Source organism: Bacteroides oleiciplenus YIT 12058 (genome assembly GCF_000315485.1).
Taxonomy (GTDB): Bacteria; Bacteroidota; Bacteroidia; order Bacteroidales; family Bacteroidaceae; genus Bacteroides; species Bacteroides oleiciplenus.
This window is the reverse complement of sequence record NZ_JH992940.1, coordinates 105696-126141: the sequence shown is the minus strand read 5'-3', so window position 1 is coordinate 126141 and position 20446 is coordinate 105696. Positions and strand designations below refer to the sequence as shown.

At 48.7% G+C, this 20446-nt stretch carries 18 protein-coding genes; 17 read left to right on the top strand and 1 reads right to left on the bottom strand.

The window, feature by feature from the left end; translation table 11 throughout:
- From HMPREF9447_RS00525 to HMPREF9447_RS00485, 9 genes are all read left to right on the top strand, one after another.
- Positions 1-1323, top strand: a complete 1323-nt coding sequence (locus tag HMPREF9447_RS00525; RefSeq protein ID WP_009127244.1) for an ABC transporter substrate-binding protein — start codon at positions 1-3, stop codon at positions 1321-1323.
- Between the two features lie 70 nt (positions 1324-1393).
- Entirely contained in the window at positions 1394-2164 is a 771-nt protein-coding gene (locus tag HMPREF9447_RS00520; protein ID WP_009127243.1) for a glycerophosphodiester phosphodiesterase family protein, read from the top strand.
- 374 nt (positions 2165-2538) lie between these two features.
- A complete protein-coding gene (gene dapF, locus HMPREF9447_RS00515) occupies positions 2539-3348 on the top strand; it encodes a diaminopimelate epimerase (RefSeq protein WP_044137267.1) in 810 nt (269 codons plus the stop codon).
- A gap of 41 nt (positions 3349-3389) precedes the next feature.
- The gene (locus HMPREF9447_RS00510; RefSeq protein WP_009127241.1) at positions 3390-4622 is read left to right on the top strand and encodes an LL-diaminopimelate aminotransferase; all 1233 of its coding nucleotides are present in this window, start codon (positions 3390-3392) and stop codon (positions 4620-4622) included.
- 131 nt (positions 4623-4753) lie between these two features.
- Complete coding sequence (locus HMPREF9447_RS00505; RefSeq protein ID WP_009127240.1) at positions 4754-5473, top strand: hypothetical protein; 720 nt, start codon at positions 4754-4756, stop codon at positions 5471-5473.
- A 43-nt stretch (positions 5474-5516) separates the two neighbouring features.
- Positions 5517-5873 carry a P-II family nitrogen regulator gene (locus tag HMPREF9447_RS00500; protein ID WP_009127239.1) on the top strand — a complete coding sequence of 119 codons (357 nt, stop codon included), beginning with the start codon at positions 5517-5519 and terminating at the stop codon, positions 5871-5873.
- A 65-nt stretch (positions 5874-5938) separates the two neighbouring features.
- On the top strand, positions 5939-7366 hold the full coding sequence (locus HMPREF9447_RS00495) for an ammonium transporter (protein WP_009127238.1): 1428 nt from the start codon (positions 5939-5941) through the stop codon (positions 7364-7366).
- A 104-nt stretch (positions 7367-7470) separates the two neighbouring features.
- Positions 7471-9660, top strand: coding sequence for a glutamine synthetase III family protein (locus tag HMPREF9447_RS00490; RefSeq protein WP_009127237.1), 2190 nt, complete (start codon positions 7471-7473; stop codon positions 9658-9660).
- 306 nt (positions 9661-9966) lie between these two features.
- Positions 9967-11262, top strand: a complete 1296-nt coding sequence (locus tag HMPREF9447_RS00485; RefSeq protein ID WP_009127236.1) for a S28 family serine protease — start codon at positions 9967-9969, stop codon at positions 11260-11262.
- Between the two features lie 153 nt (positions 11263-11415).
- Here the strand turns inward: HMPREF9447_RS00485 and HMPREF9447_RS00480 are convergent, their stop codons facing one another.
- Positions 11416-11991, bottom strand: a complete 576-nt coding sequence (locus HMPREF9447_RS00480) for an HdeD family acid-resistance protein (protein ID WP_009127235.1) — start codon at positions 11989-11991, stop codon at positions 11416-11418.
- A 516-nt stretch (positions 11992-12507) separates the two neighbouring features.
- On the opposite strand from HMPREF9447_RS00480, the gene trpB reads away from it, so the two are divergent.
- The 8 genes from trpB (at position 12508) to HMPREF9447_RS00440 (ending at position 20437) form a co-directional block, all read left to right on the top strand.
- On the top strand, positions 12508-13689 hold the full coding sequence (trpB, locus tag HMPREF9447_RS00475) for a tryptophan synthase subunit beta (RefSeq protein WP_044137264.1): 1182 nt from the start codon (positions 12508-12510) through the stop codon (positions 13687-13689).
- A gap of 86 nt (positions 13690-13775) precedes the next feature.
- Complete coding sequence (locus tag HMPREF9447_RS00470; protein WP_009127232.1) at positions 13776-15176, top strand: anthranilate synthase component I family protein; 1401 nt, start codon at positions 13776-13778, stop codon at positions 15174-15176.
- A 15-nt stretch (positions 15177-15191) separates the two neighbouring features.
- Positions 15192-15812: an anthranilate synthase component II gene (locus HMPREF9447_RS00465; protein WP_009127231.1), complete on the top strand. Its 621-nt coding sequence runs from the start codon at positions 15192-15194 to the stop codon at positions 15810-15812.
- Positions 15813-15826: 14 nt separating this feature from the next.
- Complete coding sequence (gene trpD, locus HMPREF9447_RS00460) at positions 15827-16819, top strand: anthranilate phosphoribosyltransferase (RefSeq protein WP_009127230.1); 993 nt, start codon at positions 15827-15829, stop codon at positions 16817-16819.
- 105 nt (positions 16820-16924) lie between these two features.
- Positions 16925-17767, top strand: coding sequence for an indole-3-glycerol phosphate synthase TrpC (gene trpC / locus HMPREF9447_RS00455; RefSeq protein ID WP_009127229.1), 843 nt, complete (start codon positions 16925-16927; stop codon positions 17765-17767).
- Between the two features lie 88 nt (positions 17768-17855).
- Entirely contained in the window at positions 17856-18476 is a 621-nt protein-coding gene (locus HMPREF9447_RS00450) for a phosphoribosylanthranilate isomerase (protein ID WP_044137262.1), read from the top strand.
- Positions 18477-18490: 14 nt separating this feature from the next.
- On the top strand, positions 18491-19264 hold the full coding sequence (gene trpA / locus HMPREF9447_RS00445; protein ID WP_009127227.1) for a tryptophan synthase subunit alpha: 774 nt from the start codon (positions 18491-18493) through the stop codon (positions 19262-19264).
- A gap of 135 nt (positions 19265-19399) precedes the next feature.
- Positions 19400-20437, top strand: coding sequence for an asparaginase (locus tag HMPREF9447_RS00440; protein WP_044137607.1), 1038 nt, complete (start codon positions 19400-19402; stop codon positions 20435-20437).
- Positions 20438-20446 lie beyond the last annotated feature (9 nt).

The window sequence follows — 20446 nt, the reverse complement described above, 5'->3', positions numbered from 1 at the left end:
ATGAAGAAATATATATCCCTCCTCCTCTGCCTCCTTCTCCTCGCCTCCTGCACCAGCTCCGATGAGAAGCGCAGCCGTGTCCTTAAAGTCTACAACTGGGCCGACTACATCGACGAAAACGTCCTTGCCGAGTTCCCCGCCTGGTACAAAGAGCAGACAGGCGAAGACATCCGCATCATCTACCAAGTATTCGATATCAACGAAATCATGCTCACCAAAATCGAGCGTGGTCAGGAAGACTTCGACCTCATATGTCCCTCGGAATATATCATTGAGCGTATGCTGAAAAAGGATCTCCTCCTCCCCATCAATCGCAACTTTGGTAAAACCACGGATTACATCCCCAATATCTCCCCTTACATCCGTAAAGAATTGGAGAAAATCAGCCAACCCGAGCGCCATACCAACGATTACGTTGTTCCCTACATGTGGGGCACTGCCGGCATTCTCTATAACAAGAAATTCAAAACTCTCGAAGAAGTCAGTACCTGGGGTTGCCTTTGGGATGCTGTCAACCGTGGTAAAATTCTGATGAAGGACAGCTATCGCGACGCTTATGGCACTGCCATCATTTACGCCCACGCCCGCCAGCTTGCCGACAGCACCATCACCGTGGAGCAACTGATGAACGACAATTCCCCCGAAGCCATCGCCCTGGCAGAGCAATACCTGAAATCAATGAAACCCAATATTGCCGGTTGGGAAGCCGACTTCGGCAAAGAGATGATGACCAAGAACAAGGCATGGCTCAACCTCACATGGAGCGGCGATGCCGTCTGGGCCATCGAAGAAGCCGAAGCCGTGGGTGTCAGCCTCGACTATACGGTTCCCCGTGAAGGCAGCAACATCTGGTACGATGGCTGGGCCATCCCCAAGTATGCCCGTAACGTGAAAGCCGCCAGCTACTTCATCAACTACCTTTGCCAGCCGGACATCGCCCTGCGCAACATGGACGCCATCGGTTACGTCAGCGCCGTAGCAACCGCTGAAATCATGGAGGCAAAGATTGATACCACCCTCGAACTGTTCTCCGACCTCAGTTATTTTTTCGGCCCCGGAGCAGACAGCATTCAAATCAATCCTATCCAGTACCCCGACCGTAAAGTAGTAGAGAGATGTGCCATGATTCGCGACTTCGGCGACCGCACGGAACTCGTTCTCGAAATGTGGAGTCGCGTTAAAGGCGACAACCTGAACACCGGCATTGTACTCCTTATTTTTGCAGTCTTCGGTGCACTCTTTGTCTGGATTGTATGGAAACGGATCAGTATCTATAAACAAAAGAAACGCCACCACCGTCGCAGGCGGCGTATACGGCGTTAATTATCATATAAATGAAACATCATATATAGGATTATTTCGTAACTTGCGGCGAATTTAAAATCAAGCACCTATGAATCTGAAAAAACTTTTATTCGCCTCTGCCCTATCCATTGCCGCATACGGCACTGTGCAGGCACAAAATACCCAAGTTATTGCCCACCGTGGCTTCTGGAAGACCGACGGCTCCGCCCAAAACAGTGTTGCCGCCCTAGTGAAAGCCGATTCTATTAACTGTTACGGCTCTGAGTTCGACGTATGGCTCACTGCTGACAATAAACTCATCGTAGACCACGATGGCGTCTTTAAAGGTGTCCGCATGGAAACATCCACCAAGAAAGAGTGTACTTCCATCATCCTCGACAATGGCGAAAACCTCCCTACCCTGAAGCAATACCTCGATAAGGCCAAGCAACTGAAAACCCGCCTTATCCTGGAGCTTAAAGCGCACAAGACTCCCGAACAGGAAACCCGCGCCGTAGAACAAATCGTGAAAATGATAAAGAAAATGGGGTTGACAGATCGTACTGAGTACATCACTTTCTCCCGCCACGCTTGCAAAGAGTTCATCCGTCTCGCCCCGAAAGGTACTCCCGTCTACTATCTGGAAGGCGATCTTAGTCCAAAAGAATTGAAAGAATGGGGATGTGCCGGACCTGACTATCACTTCAACGTATTTAAGAAACATCCCGAATGGATTAAAGAATGTCACGACCTCGGCATGAAAGTGAATGCCTGGACAGTGAACGACGCCAAAGATATGGAGTGGCTTATTGGCGAAGGTGTGGACTTTATCACAACCAATGAACCTGTATTGTTGCAGGAGATACTGAAAAAGAAATAACTTTTTTAAAGACAGTAGCAAGGCATTTCCCGAAATACATTTAGTTACCAAAAACAATAAAACCGTTTCATAATGTCATTTATGAAACGGTTTTTTCATTCCATAAACTTCACTTTTCTGCAAAAAGCAAGCATTCACCTCCTTTTTCACACAGAATGAATATGCGGAAATAATTCCATAAATAACAAATTAGCCAAATATCCCCCTGCAAACTTTTAAATTGAAACTTGAATAGTGTATATTTGCAGCGACTGAAAGATTAGACATCTAAAATAGAAATAAGGTATTATTTCCATTAAATAATAATCAAAATGTCGTATCTTTGCATCGTGATTAAAACAAAAGGAAACATTAATTCACCAACAGAGTACAAAATGACAAAAATGATTAAATTCACCAAGATGCACGGAGCGGGTAATGACTACATCTATGTAGACACCACGAAATACCCCATCGAAAGTCCTGAAAAACTTTCGGTTGCATGGAGCGCCCCGCACACAGGAATTGGAAGTGACGGTCTGGTACTTATCGGCAGTTCGGACAAAGCTGATTTCAACATGCGCATCTTCAATGCAGATGGCTCCGAAGCCAAAATGTGTGGCAACGCCAGCCGTTGCATCGGCAAATACCTATATGAATATGGACTAACCTCAAAGACAGCAGTCACCCTCGATACTCTTTCGGGCATCAAAGTACTGAAACTTCACGTAGAAGACGGAAGAGTGGATACCGTCACCGTGGACATGGGCATCCCTGCCGACATGCAGGAACAAACCGTAGAAGCCTGCGGACGGCCATTCACCGGAACCACCGTATCAATGGGAAATCCCCATCTGGTAATCTTTGTAGATGATATAAAGGAGATAGACCTCGAAAACATCGGCCCGAAACTAGAAAACCACCCGTTATTCCCCGGACGAATCAACGTAGAATTCGCCCAAGTACTTGAAAACGGCAAAATCCGGATGCGGGTATGGGAAAGAGGCTCGGGTATCACCCAAGCCTGCGGAACAGGAGCGTGTGCCACCGCCGTAGCAGCCGCCCTCACAGGAAGAGCCGGAAGAACATCAGACATCATCATGGATGGAGGCACTCTCACCATTGAATGGGACGAAAAAAACGGGCACGTAATGATGACCGGAGGAGCAGTCCGGGTGTTCGATGGAGAAATAGAAATCCGATAATTAGATAGCGAAAAGTAGTAAACTTAAAACAACAAGAAAGTATGGCATTAGTAAACGAACATTTTTTGAAATTACCGGGAAGTTATTTATTTTCAGACATAGCTAAAAAGGTGAATACTTTCAGGATAACACACCCCAAGCAAGATGTCATCCGTTTGGGTATCGGAGACGTTACCCGGCCACTGCCACCGGCTTGCATCGAGGCGATGCACAAGGCAGTGGATGAGATGACAAACGCAAATACTTTCCGCGGATACGGCCCCGAACAGGGATATGATTTTCTGATTGAAGCTATCATCAAGCACGATTACACCCCACGAGGTATTCATCTCAGCCCTACAGAAGTATTCGTCAATGATGGAGCCAAAAGTGATACGGGTAATATCGGAGACATCCTCCGCCACGACAACAGTGTGGGAGTGACCGACCCCATCTACCCGGTATACATAGACAGCAATGTAATGTGCGGCCGCGCCGGAGTGCTGGAAGAGGACGGCAAATGGAGCAACGTGACCTACATGCCTTGCACCGCCGAAAACAACTTCGTCCCCGAAATACCAGACAAACGCATCGACATCGTTTATCTCTGCTACCCGAACAACCCGACGGGAACCACGCTGACCAAGGCCCAGTTAAAGAAATGGGTGGACTATGCACTTGCCAACGATACCCTCATCCTGTTTGATGCAGCATACGAGGCATTTATACAAGAAGAGGACGTGCCCCACTCCATCTACGAAATAAAAGGAGCCAAGAAATGTGCCATTGAGTTCCGCAGTTTCTCAAAAACAGCCGGATTCACCGGAGTACGTTGCGGATATACCGTGGTTCCGAAAGAGCTGACGGCCGCCACATTGACCGGTGAACGCATCGCACTGAACCGCCTGTGGAACCGCCGCCAATGCACCAAGTTCAACGGCACCAGCTACATCACCCAACGGGCTGCCGAAGCCATATACACCCCGGAAGGTAAACGACAGATAAAAGAAAACATTGATTACTATATGAACAACGCCCGGACGATGAAAGATGGTCTGGAAGCAGCCGGCCTGAAAGTATACGGCGGCGTAAATGCCCCTTACATCTGGCTGAAAACACCGAACGGAGTCGGCTCCTGGCGATTCTTTGAACAAATGTTGTATGAAGCCAACGTAGTGGGAACACCCGGCGTAGGTTTCGGTCCCAGCGGAGAGGGTTACATCCGGCTGACGGCTTTTGGCAATCACGAAGATTGCACGGAGGCGATGAAGAGAATCAGGAAATGGTTGATGTAGAGAGAAGAGATGCTTCGACAAGCTCAGCATAACAGATAGTATCGACCAACCAAAAATATTATACTTAAATAACAGCTGTTTCACCGGACTGATCATCCGCAATTTTTCTAAACTTAAAAAGGTAAAAGGATATGAAAACAAAAAGCGTAAAATTAAAGGTAATAGCAATCGCATTATTATCAGCAACCCTGCCCTTCACGGCAAAGGCACAGGACAAAGTGGAAGCATCAGTAGGTGCCGACCTGGTAAGTGGCTACATCTGGCGTGGCACGGACTGCGGCGGAGTGAGCATTCAACCCAGCATGTCGGTAGGATACAAAGGCTTGTCACTGACAGCATGGGGTTCGGTAGGAATCGACAAAGACGATGCCAGGGAAATTGATCTTACACTGGACTACAGCATAGGCGGTTTCAGTGTGGCAATCACCGATTATTGGTTCTCCTATCACAAAGAAGACGGTGGATATACGGGAGATTACTTCAAGTATGGTGCACACAGCACGGCACATATCTTTGAAGCAACCCTGGGATACGACTTCGGGCCTCTGGCACTAAGCTGGAACACTTATTTTGCCGGAGACGACTACATGAAAGAGAACGGTGACAGAGCCTATTCCACTTATGTAGGCATCAGCGCCCCTTTCAAACTGGCCGGTCTGGATTGGTCGGCAGAAGTAGGTATAACCCCATGGGAAGGTGCATACGCCGATAAGTTCAATGTCACCAACCTCACACTGAAAGCCGAAAAGGAGATCAAATTCAGCGATTCCTTCTCGCTGCCCACCTTCGCACAACTAACCTTCAATCCCCATACACAGGGAGCCTACTTCGCATTCGGAGTTAGTTTTTAAGAGACAGACAGGTATAGATTTACACACGAAAAATGTATAAGGTATGAAAAAGATTGAAGCAATTATCCGTAAGACCAAATTCGAGGATGTGAAGGACGCATTGCTCGAAGCGGACATCGAATGGTTCTCCTACTACGACGTAAGAGGCATAGGAAAATCCCGCCAGGCGCGCATCTACCGCGGTGTACACTACGACACAAGTTCTATTGAACGTATCCTGATCTCCATCGTGGTGCGTGACAAAAATGCGGAGAAGACCGTGCAAGCCATCATCAAAGCTGCACAAACCGGAGAAATCGGAGACGGACGTATCTTCGTCATCCCCGTGCAGGACGCCATCCGCATCCGCACTGCTGAACGGGGTGATATCGCACTCTATAATGCCGAACAGGAAAGATAAGCAGGCAGCATCAAACCACACTTAAAGACAAAGAATACAAGTACAACAAAAAAGCAAAGAAACTTATGGATAAATATAGTAAACGCAGCATTGCCAAGCTGTGGATAGTCGGTGCTGTCCTTATGGCAACCTGCATAGCCACAGAAACTTTCGCACAGGAAGCCGCAACGGCGGATAGCATATCAACTACAATAATAGCCGCAACAGATCAGATAACTGTAGAAGAAGCCATTCCAGACACATTAGGAGAACTGGTAAACGGACTCAACACCGTATGGATGCTTCTTGCCGCCATGCTAGTATTTTTCATGCAACCGGGCTTCGCACTTGTAGAAGCCGGATTCACCCGGGTGAAGAACACTGCCAACATTCTGATGAAGAATTTCGTAGACTTCATGTTTGGCTCCCTTCTCTACTGGTTCATCGGTTTCGGACTGATGTTTGGCGTAGGTGGTTTCGTGGGAATGCCCCATTTTTTCGACCTCTCGTTCTATGATGGAGGAGGATTGCCAACAGAAGGTTTCCTGGTGTTCCAAACCGTATTCTGCGCCACAGCAGCTACTATCGTATCAGGAGCCATGGCCGAACGTACCAAGTTTTCCATGTATCTGGTTTACACCATCTTCATCAGCGTACTGATTTACCCCGTATCCGGTCATTGGACCTGGGGCGGCGGATGGCTGATGAACGGTGAAGCAGGTTCGTTCATGATGAACCTGTTCGGCACCACGTTCCACGATTTCGCAGGATCTACGGTGGTTCACTCTGTCGGTGGCTGGATTGCACTGGTAGGTGCGGCTATCCTCGGCCCACGTATCGGTAAGTATGGCAAAGATGGCAAGTCCAGAGCCATTCCGGGACACAATCTTACGATGGCAGCTCTCGGCGTATTCATTCTGTGGTTCGGCTGGTTCGGTTTCAATCCCGGTTCACAGTTGGCAGCAGCCTCTACAGCCGATCAGGAAGCTATCTCACATGTATTCCTCACCACAAACCTTGCAGCCTGTGCAGGCGGTTTCTTCGCACTGGTAGTCAGTTGGTTGAAGTTCAGCAAACCGTCCTTGTCACTCACGCTGAACGGTATCCTGGCAGGTCTGGTAGGTATCACGGCAGGTTGCGATGCGGTTTCTCCGCTGGGAGCAGTCATCATCGGTAGCATCTGCGGCATTGTAATGATCTTTTCGGTAGAATTCATCGACCAAGTTCTTAAGGTTGACGACCCTGTGGGTGCCTCTTCCGTACACGGTGTTTGCGGTTTCCTCGGAACAATACTCACAGGGCTTTTCTCCACCAGCGAAGGGCTCTTCTACGGTGCAGGTGCAGGCTTCCTAGGCGCACAGGTATTCGGTGCCCTCGTGGTAGGTGCATGGGCGGCAGGTATGGGTTATCTCATCTTCAAAGGACTCGACATCGTGCACGGTCTCCGCGTTCCGAAACGGGTGGAAGAAGAAGGACTCGATATTTACGAACATGGCGAATCAGCCTATAATTAACTAACGGTTAGCGGTTAGTGATTAGTGGCAAGCATGACGCCCTATCACAGCGCAGCCCGCTTATCACTAATCACTAATCACTAACCCCTAATCACTAATTACTTATGTCTAAATTGAGATTCAGAGTAGTAGAAACGGCGTTTAAAAAGAAACCCGTTTCAGTGGCAGCCCCTGCGGAACGTCCGTCGGAATATTATGCCAAGTATGTGTTCAACAAGGAAAAGATGTTCAGGTATTTGCCGAGCAAGGTATATGCCAAACTGATTGATGTGATCGACAATGGTGCTCCGCTGGATCGCAGCATTGCTGATGAAGTGGCAGCCGGTATGAAGAAATGGGCACTCGAAATGGGCGTTACCCACTACACTCACTGGTTCCACCCGCTCACCGAAGGTACAGCCGAAAAGCATGACGCTTTCATCGAACACGACGGTAAAGGCGGTGTGATGGAAGAATTCACAGGCAAGCTCCTCGTTCAGCAGGAACCCGATGCATCCAGCTTCCCTAACGGTGGCATCCGCAATACATTCGAAGCACGCGGTTACAGCGCATGGGACCCCTCCTCTCCGGCTTTCATCGTTGATGATACGCTCTGCATCCCGACCATTTTCATTGCCTACACCGGCGAGTCACTGGACTACAAGGCACCGTTGCTGAAAGCCCTGCGTGCCGTAGACAAAGCTGCCGTAGACGTATGCCGTTACTTCAATCCGGAAGTGAAAAAGGTGGTTGCCTACCTAGGCTGGGAACAGGAATATTTCCTGATCGATGAAGGTCTGTATGCCGCCCGTCCCGACCTGCTGATGACCGGACGCACGCTCATGGGTCACGACAGCGCCAAGAACCAGCAGCTCGAAGACCACTATTTCGGAGCCATCCCCACCCGCGTAGCCGCTTTCATGAAGGAATTGGAGATTGAAGCATTGAAGCTCGGCATCCCCGTTAAAACCCGTCACAATGAGGTAGCCCCCAACCAGTTTGAGTTGGCTCCTATCTTCGAAGAATGTAATCTGGCGGTAGACCACAACATGCTCATCATGGCACTGATGCGCAAGGTAGCCCGCAACCACGGCTTCCGCGTATTGCTGCACGAAAAACCTTTCAAGGGTGTCAACGGTAGCGGTAAACACAACAACTGGTCATTGGGTACGGATACGGGTATCGGGCTGATGGGTCCGGGTAAACTGCCCGAAGAGAACCTGCGTTTCATCACCTTCGTAGTGAATACCCTGATGGCAGTCTACAAGCACAATGGATTGTTAAAGGCAGCTATCTCCAGTGCCACCAACGCACACCGTCTGGGCGCCAACGAAGCACCTCCCGCAATCATTTCCAGCTTCCTCGGCAAACAGTTATCACAAGTATTGGAGCACATTGAAGAGAGTACAAAAGATGATCTCGTAAGCCTTAGCGGCAAGCAAGGTATGAAACTGGATATTCCGCAGATTCCGGAATTACTGATTGACAATACCGACCGTAACCGCACCAGCCCGTTCGCCTTCACCGGCAACCGTTTTGAGTTCCGCGCCGTAGGTTCGGAAGCAAACTGTGCCTGCGCCATGATTGCCCTGAACGCTGCCGTAGCCGAGCAACTGGTAGAATTCAAAAAAGATGTGGACGAACTCATCGAGAAGGGCGAACCGAAGATTTCGGCTATCCTTGAGGTCATCCGCAAATACATCAAGATCTGCAAACCCATTCACTTCGATGGCAATGGCTATAGTGACGAATGGAAAGAAGAGGCCAAGAAACGCGGCCTGGATTGCGAAACCAGCGTACCTCTCATCTTCGACAGCTATCTGAAACCGGAAAGTATCCGTATGTTCGAAGGTACCGGTGTCCTGACTCAGAAAGAACTGGAAGCCCGCAACGAGGTGAAATGGGAAACATACACTAAAAAAATCCAAATTGAGGCCCGTGTATTGGGTGATTTGGCGATGAACCACATCATCCCTGTGGCAACGCAATATCAGACGGATCTCATCGACAACGTTTACAAGATGAAAGACCTGTTCCCCGGCGATAAAGCTGCAAAACTGTCTGCCAAGAACCTGGAACTCATCGAAGAGATTGCCGACCGCACCGCTTTCATCAAAGAGCATGTAGATGCCATGATCGAAGCCCGTAAGGTTGCCAACAAGATTGAAAGTGAACGTGAAAAAGCCATCGCCTACCATGACACCATCGTGCCGGCAATGGAAGAGATCCGTTACCACATCGACAAGCTGGAACTGATTGTTGACAATCAGATGTGGACGTTGCCTAAATACAGAGAACTCTTGTTCATAAGATAAGATTATAGTGATTAGCGGTTAGTGATTAGTGATAAGCGGGCTGCGCTATCATGCCGCAGGATACTAATCACTTATCACTAAACCCCACTCACTAAATCTATTTCTTTTGTTGGTTGTTTTAAGTTTGCAGGGGGAGAGGTGCCGCGAGGCAGTTCTCTCTCTTTTTTTAGTCTGTTGATTATACTTTTTCTTTCGTTTGCCCGAAAGAAAAAGTATCAAAAAGAAAAATCAAGGCAAAAGAAAAGTACATCTTCCTAATATTCAGAAAATATAGTATCTTTACCCCCAATTTAAAACCCGATTATGATGAAGAACATACACATTCGCTACGCGACGCTTTTGCTCTTTATGTTGCTGGCAATTCCGGCATCCTTATCCGCACAAACGGCCCTGAAGCAAAAATTAAGTAAGATTTCCGCCATCAAGGAAGTCCGTCCGTTGGAAACCTCTGAATTCGCAGAGAAGTACGTCACCTATTTTGTCCAGCCATTAGATCACCACCATCCGGAAAGAGGCAGTTTCCGCCAGCGCATCATCGTTTCCCATGTCGGTTTCGACCGTCCTACAGTCATCGTCACCGAAGGTTATGGCGCCGCCTATGCCCTCCGCCCCAAATATCGCGAAGAACTTTCCAAGCTTCTCAATGCCAACATGATATTCGTGGAATACCGTTATTTCCTGGAATCCACTCCCGAACCAAAAGACTGGCAATACCTGACAGCCGAAAACTCCGCAGACGACCTGCATGCCGTCACCACTGCATTCAAGAACATCTATCCGGGCAAATGGATTGCCACAGGCATCAGTAAGGGTGGACAAACCACCCTCCTCTACCGCACCTTCTATCCGGACGATGTAGACATTTCCGTCCCCTACGTAGCTCCGCTTTGCTATGGAGTAGAAGATGGTCGTCACGAACCCTTCCTCCACAACGTATCCACTGCCGAAAACCGCAAGAAAATTGAAAATTTCCAACTGGAAGTATTAAAACGGAAAGCTACCTTGCTCCCCCGCTTCGAGAAATACTGCGCTGAAAAGAAATATTCATTCAACGCTCCTATCGAAGAAATTTATGATTACTCGGTATTGGAATATTCATTCGCCTTGTGGCAATGGGGCACTCCTATCAGCTCCATTCCCGCCACTACCGCTTCCGATGATGACATTTTCAAGCACCTGCTTGCCATCAGCGAACCCGGTTATTTCACTCCCAACAGTCCGAACGCTTCTTTCTTCGTGCAGGCAGCCCGCGAACTGGGTTACTATGGTTATGACATCGAGCCTTTCAAGGAATACCTCTCCATCAAATCGAGCAAGGGGTATCTGCACCGTCTGATGCTCCCCGAAGAACTGAAAGATATGGATTTCGACAAAACCCTCAGCAAGAAAATAACAAAGTTACTAAAGAAAAACGACCCAAAAATGATTTTCATCTATGGCCAGAACGACCCGTGGACAGCAGCAGGCGTCACCTGGCTGAAAAACAAGAAGAATATTCACGTATTTATCCAGCCGAATGGAAGCCATCTGGCACGCATCAATACATTGCCCGAAAAAGAAAAAAAAGAGGTGATGGAACTGATAAATAAATGGCTGGAATAAATGATAATTTATCGCGCGAAGCGCGATAAGTAGTTAGTAGTTAGTAGCAAGTAGTAAGTAGGAGATACTCCGAATTATAACAGCCTTTATTAATAGGACTATTCTACTAACTACTTATTACTTACTACTGCGAAGCTCCGCTTCGCTAAATTATCATTTATCTTCTATAATTTCCGCGTCTTCAATATCCCTATCCTTCGGTACAGTCGGTGTCTTCGGTCTTTTACGCGTAAACGTGAACCAGTTCACCAACTCCGAAACCGCATAAATTATACTGGTAACACCGATAATAATAAATGCTGTTGAGCGTACCCCTGTCGGATTGAACAAAGCAATCAGACCTGCAATCAAAATGAGTACCGGAATGATATAAAACCCTGCACGAACCGGCATCCAGCGACGAGCAACTGACAGCGATGCAATCTGTTGCACACCTCCCAGCACCAGGATAAATCCCAATACAAACGTCAGCAAATCAGCAAAGAAACCGGGCATAATCACTAACCAAAGGCCGAACAACAAGCTACCAATCCCCTCAATAGGAAGACGGCGCCTTTCCTCCGCATTCATGGCAAAATACCCGATAATACTTAAGAGCGACGGTATCAGGAACACGACACCAATCGTTATAACCAGATAATCGCCTGCCTCATTGGGAAACATCACCAATATCAGGCCTATTACCAACGCACATATCGTGCGCAAAAATGAGTTACTTATTCCTTTCATGAGCTTATGATTTTTTGCGAAGATACATTTTTATCCGCACAACTCCACTAGAAAGTCACGAAAAATCAATTAACGTTCAGCCAGGCGTTCATATCTTCGGCCACCAATAGCCAGTAAAGTAACAAGAGAATAGCAATCGATACGCCAATGGCGACTAAATGTTTCCGTTTCATAGTTCATCCTTTCTTTTTTATATGAGTAATGGTTGTTTTTAATACTATTATAGAACAAGTTTATAAGAAAATTGTTCTTAGAAAGAAAAAAAGCAAGAAATTCTTTGGTATTTAAAACAAAGTGATTACATTTGCCCCCAGTTAAAACAAAAAGACAATGAAAACAATGCTCGTAAATACATATTGGTGGCGCTCACTAAAACTCCTACAGTCGTAAGGGAGCAGTGCTCGTATGTATATATGTAAACATTATATAGAATAAGAAAAGAGCCCTGTCGCAACCTGCGACAGGGCTCTTTTCTTTTGTCCGGTTCCGAAACAAATAATAAATTAAAAATATAGGATTATGAGTTTTTTAGTAAATCAAGATGGCTATTACGGAGAATTCGGTGGAGCATACGTTCCCGAAATACTCCACAAATGTGTAGAAGAACTGCAGAACACTTATCTCAAAGTGCTGCAAAGTGAAGATTTCAAGCAAGAGTTCGACAGACTACTGCGTGACTACGTAGGCCGTCCCTCCCCACTCTATTACGCTCACCGCCTTTCTGAGAAGTATGGCTGCAAACTCTACCTCAAACGCGAAGACCTGAACCACACAGGTGCCCACAAAATCAACAACACCATCGGGCAAATCCTCCTGGCACGCCGCATGGGCAAACACCGCATCATCGCCGAAACCGGCGCCGGACAGCACGGAGTAGCCACCGCCACCGTCTGTGCACTGATGAACATGGAATGTATCGTCTACATGGGTAAAACGGATGTAGAACGCCAGCACATCAACGTAGAAAAGATGAAGATGCTCGGTGCAACTGTCGTTCCTGTCACCTCCGGCAATATGACATTGAAAGATGCCACGAACGAAGCCATCCGCGACTGGTGTTGTCATCCCGCTGATACTTATTACATTATAGGTTCAACAGTCGGCCCACACCCTTATCCCGATATGGTAGCCCGCCTGCAATCCGTCATCAGCGAGGAAATCAAAAAACAACTCATGGAGAAAGAAGGCCGCGATTGCCCCGACTATCTCATCGCCTGCGTAGGTGGCGGAAGCAACGCTGCCGGAACCATTTACCACTACATTGACGACGCACGCGTTCAAATCATCCTTGCCGAAGCCGGAGGAAAAGGAGTGGACACCGGAATGACCGCCGCCACCATCGCCCTCGGCAAAATGGGTATTATCCACGGCGCCCGCACCTACGTCATCCAGAACGAAGACGGCCAAATTGAAGAACCTTACTCCATCTCCGCCGGACTGGACTACCCGGGCATCGGTCCCATGCACGCCAACCTCGCCGCACAAAAACGCGCCATCGTGCTCGCCGTAAATGACGACGAAGCCATCCGTGCCGCCTACGAACTGACGAAACTGGAAGGCATCATCCCCGCCCTGGAAAGTGCCCATGCCCTCGGTGCCCTCGAAAAACTGACCTTCAAACCCGAAGATGTGGTTGTTCTGACCGTTTCCGGGCGTGGAGATAAGGATATAGAAACTTATTTAACGTTTAGTGAGTAGTGATTAGTGATTAGTGGGATGCTAATCAATAATCACTAATCATTAATCACTAAACGCTAATCACTAATAACTAATCACTAAAGAAAATGAATACATACAACTATCAAACGCATAGCCGTACGATTCTCGGGGATTTGCACACTCCCGTAAGTACCTATCTTAAAGTCCGTGACGTGTTCCCTCAAAGCGCCCTCATGGAGAGCTCGGACTATCACGGCAGCGAAAACAATCGTTCCTTCATCGGCCTTTGCCCGTTGGCAAGCGTCAGCATCGACCACGGAACGGCCATCTTCCGCCTGCCTGACGGCACCCGCGAAGAACGCCCTATCACACAGGAATATCGTGTAGAGAATGCTTTGGAAGATTTCCTCAGCCGCTTCCACGTCGAAGGTGAATACGCCAACTACTGCGGCCTCTATGGCTACACCTCCTTCAACGCCGTACGCTATTTCGAAGACATCCCCGTCAAGGACAGCCGCGAAACCACCAACGATGCGCCGGATATGCTCTATATCCTCTATCAATATCTCATTGTCTTCAATGACTTCAAGAATGAGATGATGCTTCTCGAAATGCTTGCCCCCGGTGAAGAAAGTGAACTGGACACCGTGCAAAAAGCTATCAACAACCGCAACTACACCGCCTACGACTTCCGTGCCGTTGGCGAAACCACCTCCTCGCTGACCGACGAACAACACAAGGCAAATATCCGCCAAGGCATTGTCCACTGTCTGCGTGGAGATGTTTTCCAAATTGTCCTCTCCCGCCGCTTCGAACAACGCTTCGTAGGCGACGACTTCAAGCTCTACCGTGCCCTGCGCAGCATCAACCCCTCCCCATATCTGTTCTACTTTGATTTTGGCGGTTTTCGCATTTTCGGTTCGTCTCCCGAAACTCACTGCCGCATCGAAGGCCGCCATGCCTACATCGACCCCATTGCCGGCACCACCAAGCGCACTGGAGATCCTGAACAGGATGCCAAGAATGCCCAATACCTGCACGATGATCCCAAAGAAAATGCTGAGCATGTCATGCTCGTCGACCTTGCCCGCAACGACCTTTCGCGCAACTGCCACGATGTAAAAGTGGATTTCTACAAGGAAATGCAGTATTACAGCCACGTCATCCACCTCGTCAGCCGTGTCAGTGGCACGTTGAATAAGGATGCCAAACCCATCAAGGCTTTTATCGACACCTTCCCCGCCGGCACTCTGAGCGGTGCACCGAAAGTACGCGCCATGCAGCTCATCAGCGAACTGGAACCGCACAACCGTGGTGCCTACGGTGGTTGCATCGGTTTCATCGGACTGAACGGTTCGCTGAACCAAGCCATCACTATCCGCACCTTCGTCAGCCGTAACGGAGTTCTTTGGTTCCAGGCAGGTGGCGGCATCGTAGCCAAAAGCAACGAAGAATACGAGTTGCAGGAAGTCAACAATAAACTGGGAGCACTGAAAAAAGCCATTATCATGGCAGAAAAAATGTAGAAATCAAATATAACAATGAAAACAGTAATCATAGATAACTACGACTCTTTCACCTACAACCTTGCCCATCTGGTGAAAGAACTCGGTGCAGAAGTAGATGTTCTGCGCAACGATTGCTTCGCCCTCGAAGAACTTGAAGCATACGACAAAATCATCCTTTCTCCAGGTCCGGGCATTCCCGAAGAAGCAGGATTGCTCCTCGACGTCATCCGCACCTATGCCGGACGCAAACCCATACTCGGCGTTTGTCTCGGTGAACAGGCCATCGGTCAGGTCTTCGGTGGCAAGCTGACTAATCTGAGCGAAGTCTTTCACGGCGTACAAACGAATATAGTGATTAGCGATGAGAGATTAGTGATGAGTAACTCTTCACTAATCACTAATCACTCACCACTAATCACTCCCGACCCCCTCTTCTCCGGTCTGCCTGCCGAAATTCCAGTCGGTCGTTATCATTCCTGGGTAGTTGACACCGAGAACTTTCCCGAAGAACTTGCCATCACCGCCCTCAGTCCCGAAGGACAAATCATGGCACTGAAACATCGGAAGTACGACATTCACGGCATCCAGTTCCATCCGGAATCTGTACTGACGCCCGACGGAAAAACGATTTTGAAAAACTGGCTTTTCAAATAATAATAAACGAACTTATGAAAGATATATTAACCCGTCTCTTCAACCACGAAGAGCTTACTTCAGAGGAAACCAAGCAAATCCTCCTAAACATCACCCGGGAGAAGTATCCCGAGGCTCAAATATCCGCGTTACTCACTGTTTTTCAGATGCGTAGCATCACAGTGGAAGAACTATCAGGTTTTCGCGAAGCCCTCATGGAGACATGCATACCTATAGACTTCGCTCCCTATCGCCCCATCGATATCGTCGGTACGGGCGGCGACGGAAAGAACACTTTCAACATCTCCACTTGTGCCTGTTTTGTCGTAGCCGGAGCCGGTTATAAAGTAGCCAAACATGGCAATTACGGTGCCACTTCCGTCAGCGGTGCAAGCAATGTTATTGAGCAACACGGCGTACGTTTCACCAACGACCCCGACAAACTGAAACGCAGCATGGACGAGTGCAACATCGCCTACCTTCATGCCCAACTTTTCAATCCGGCCATGAAGTTCGTCGGCCCTGTGCGCAAAGCATTGGGGGTACGCACTCTGTTCAATCTTCTCGGTCCACTCGTCAATCCCAGCAAGCCTGCCTACCAACTGCTTGGTGTTGCCGACCTTGCCCAGATGCGCCTCTACACCAATGTCTTTTACAAACTCGGCATCGACTTTGCCGTAGTCAACAGCCTTGACAGCTACGACGAAATCTCTCTTACGGACGAGTTCAAAGTCATGACGCGTAATTACGAACGTATTTACCGCCCGCAGGCCCTCGGTTTCCGTGCCGCCCGCCCCGAAGAACTTTTCGGAGGAGCCTGCAAGGAAGACGCTGCCCGCATCTTCGACAACATCCTCAACAACCGTGCCACCCCTGCCCAAACGCAATGTGTCATCGTCAATGCCGCCTTTGCCATCCAGGTGATGGAACCCGAAAAGGAAATCGAAGAATGCATCGCCATCGCCCGCGAATCGCTGGAAAGTGGACGAGCACTGGAGACATTGAAGAAATTTATAGAAATAAACTGAGTTAATTATTAATTATAAGGTATTAAATATTAAGCGTTTGTTCCCTGTATCAACAACCCCACCCCTTATAATTAATAATTTATATTTAATAATTCATATTTAATCATGACCGATATTTTATCCGAAATTATCGCCCACAAGCGAATTGAAATAGCACAGCAGAAGCAGGCAGTCTCCCTCAATCAATTGCAAGAGCAAGCTGCCACTGTGCTTCATGAAGACACCACCGCGCAGGCCGCAGGCACCCTTCAACGCCGCAGCATGAAGCAGTCTCTCGCCTCTTCCCCGTCCGGCATCATCGCCGAGTTCAAACGCCGTTCCCCCTCCAAAGGCTGGATTAAGGAAACCGCACAAGCCGAACTCATTCCCCCGGCTTATGAAGCCGCCGGAGCCTCCGCCCTCTCCATCCTCACAGACGAGAAATTCTTTGGTGGAGCCCTGCGCGACATCCGCACAGTGCGCCCGCTCGTCAACATCCCCATCTTGCGCAAAGATTTCATCATCGACGAGTATCAACTTCTGCAAGCCCGCATCGTGGGTGCCGACGCCATCCTGCTCATCGCCGCCTGCCTCACACCCGACGAGTGCCGCACGCTCACCCTTCAGGCTCATGAACTGGGGCTCGAAGTCCTGCTCGAAGTGCACAGCCCGTCCGAACTCTCCTATATATATAAGGAGACGGACATGGTTGGCGTCAACAACCGCCACCTCGGCAGCTTCGTCACCGATGTGGAAAACTCCTTCCGCATTGCCGAAGAGCTGAAACAAACCGTTGCCGGAATTGATTTCAAGACTCCTCCGCTACTCGTCTCCGAAAGTGGAATTTCCAGTCCCGAAACCATCCGCCAATTGCGTTCCGCCGGTTTCCGTGGTTTTCTCATGGGAGAGACGTTCATGCGTACCGAAAACCCCGGAAATATACTAAAAGAACTCATTCGCGAAATATAAGTTTGGAAATTTACACATAATTTCATATATTCGTAAATTCTAAGCGAAGTATTCTCAAGTACAAATTGTAAATCGTCTAATCGTAAATATGGATACAATGATCAAGGTATGCGGAATGACCGAAGCTGACAACATCCGCAATGTAGATGTATTAGGTGTAGACATGATCGGTTTCATCTTCTACCCCAAGTCCCCCAGATACCTGTACCAGATACCCAGGTACCTGCCTACCCTTGCCAAACGTGTCGGCGTATTTGTTAATGAGACTAAAGAGAACATTCATATGTATGCCGACCGCTTCGGGCTGGACTACATCCAGTTGCACGGTGACGAATCACCCGAATACTGCCGTACTCTCCACTCCAATGGTTTCCGGATTATCAAAGCGTTCTCCATCGCTCTTCCCAAAGACCTCCTCGCCGTTTCCGACTATGAAGGTTTTTGCGACTATTATCTGTTCGACACCCGCACCGCCCGCTACGGCGGTTCCGGTCAGCAGTTCGACTGGAACATTCTGCAACGCTATACCAACTCCACGCCTTTCCTGCTCAGCGGTGGCATCAACCCTTACAGTGTCAAAGCCCTGAAAGAGTTCCACCATCCCCGTCTCGCCGGCATCGACATCAACAGTCGTTTCGAGACCTCCCCGGGCATCAAAGATGTGGAACGAATAGAACGTTTTTTGGGAGAATTGAAAATTAAAAATTAAAAATTGAAAGCATCATGAATCGTATAAATAAACTTTTCCAGGACAGCCCCAAAAACCTGCTGTCCATCTATTTCTGTGCCGGTTGCCCTACTTTGGAAGGCACCGCCAATGTCATCCGCACCCTCGAACGCAATGGCGTCCACATGATTGAAATCGGCATCCCTTTCAGTGATCCTATGGCCGATGGTATCGTCATCCAGAACGCCGCTACCCAGGCCCTCCGCAATGGCATGTCCCTGCGCCTCCTTTTCGAGCAACTGCGTGACATCCGTAGCGACGTTCGCATCCCTCTCGTCTTCATGGGATACCTCAACCCCATCATGCAATTTGGTTTCGAAGCTTTCTGCCAAAAGTGTGTGGAATGTGGTATTGACGGCGTCATCATCCCTGACCTTCCTTTCAAGGACTATGAGGAAACCTACAAATCCATTGCCGACCGCTATGACATCCGCGTCATCATGCTCATCACTCCCGAAACCAGCGAAGTCCGCGTCCGCGAAATCGACCGGCATACCGACGGTTTCATCTACATGGTGTCCAGCGCCGCTACCACCGGTGCCCAAAAAGATTTTGATGCTCAGAAGCAAGCCTATTTCAGGAAAACACAAGATATGCACCTGCGCAATCCCCGCATGGTTGGCTTCGGCATCAGCAACAAGCAAACCTTCGACGCTGCCTGTGCCAACTCTTCCGGTGCCATCATCGGCAGCCGCTTCGTCACCCTGCTGAATGAATATGAGGGAGATGCGGAGAAGGCAATTACACAACTAAAAGAAGGGTTGAGATAAGTGATTAGCGGTTAGTGATAAGTGATTGGCAAGCTGCGCAATAATACCGCATAACACTAATCACTTATCACTAACCGCTAATCACTATATTTTTCCTATCTTTGCAGCGCAAATAATCCAACCCCGATTATGTTTATGAAAAATGACTATCCATCCGTATTGCTAATTTATACCGGTGGCACCATTGGTATGATAGAAAATCCTGAGAGCGGCGCGCTCGAAAACTTTAACTTCGACCAGCTCCTCAAACATGTCCCCGAACTGAAACGCTTCAACTATCGCATCTCCTCCTACCAATTCGATCCCCCTATCGATTCTTCCGACATGGAGCCCTCACTTTGGGCAAAAATCGTTAAGATAATCAACTATAACTACGACTACTTCGACGGCTTTGTCATTCTCCACGGTACTGACACCATGGCCTATACCGCCTCCGCCCTCAGTTTCATGCTCGAAAACCTTGCCAAACCCGTTATTCTCACGGGCTCCCAGCTCCCCATCGGCACCCTGCGGACTGATGGAAAAGAAAACCTCATCACCTCCATCGAGATAGCAGCCGCCAAGAATCCTGACGGCACTCCTGTTGTTCCCGAAGTGTGCATCTTTTTCGAAAACGAACTGATGCGCGGCAACCGTACCACCAAGATAAATGCCGAGAACTTCAATGCATTCCGTTCCTTCAATTACCCCTCACTGGCACATGCAGGTATCCACATCAAGTACGACGCCCACATCATCCGCCGTCCTGATCCCACGCGTCCCATGAAACCCCATTATCTGTTTGATACTAATGTCGTTATGCTCACCCTCTTCCCCGGCATTCAAGAGAGCATTATCAATTCCGTTCTCCACGTCCCCGGCCTGAAAGCCGTCGTACTCAAAACCTTTGGTTCCGGAAACGCCCCTCAGAAGGATTGGTTCATCCGCCAACTGAAAGAAGCCACCGAACGTGGCATCATTATTGTCAATATCACTCAGTGTCAACGCGGCGCAGTCGAAATGGGGCGCTACGAAACCGGTCTGAAACTTCTCCAGGCAGGCGTCGTCAGCGGCTATGACAGCACCCCCGAGTGTGCAGTGACCAAACTCATGTTCCTCCTTGGTCATGGTCTTAACCAAGCTGAAATTCGCTACCGTATGAACTCCGATCTTGCAGGAGAAATCACAAAATAGCGTTTTTTA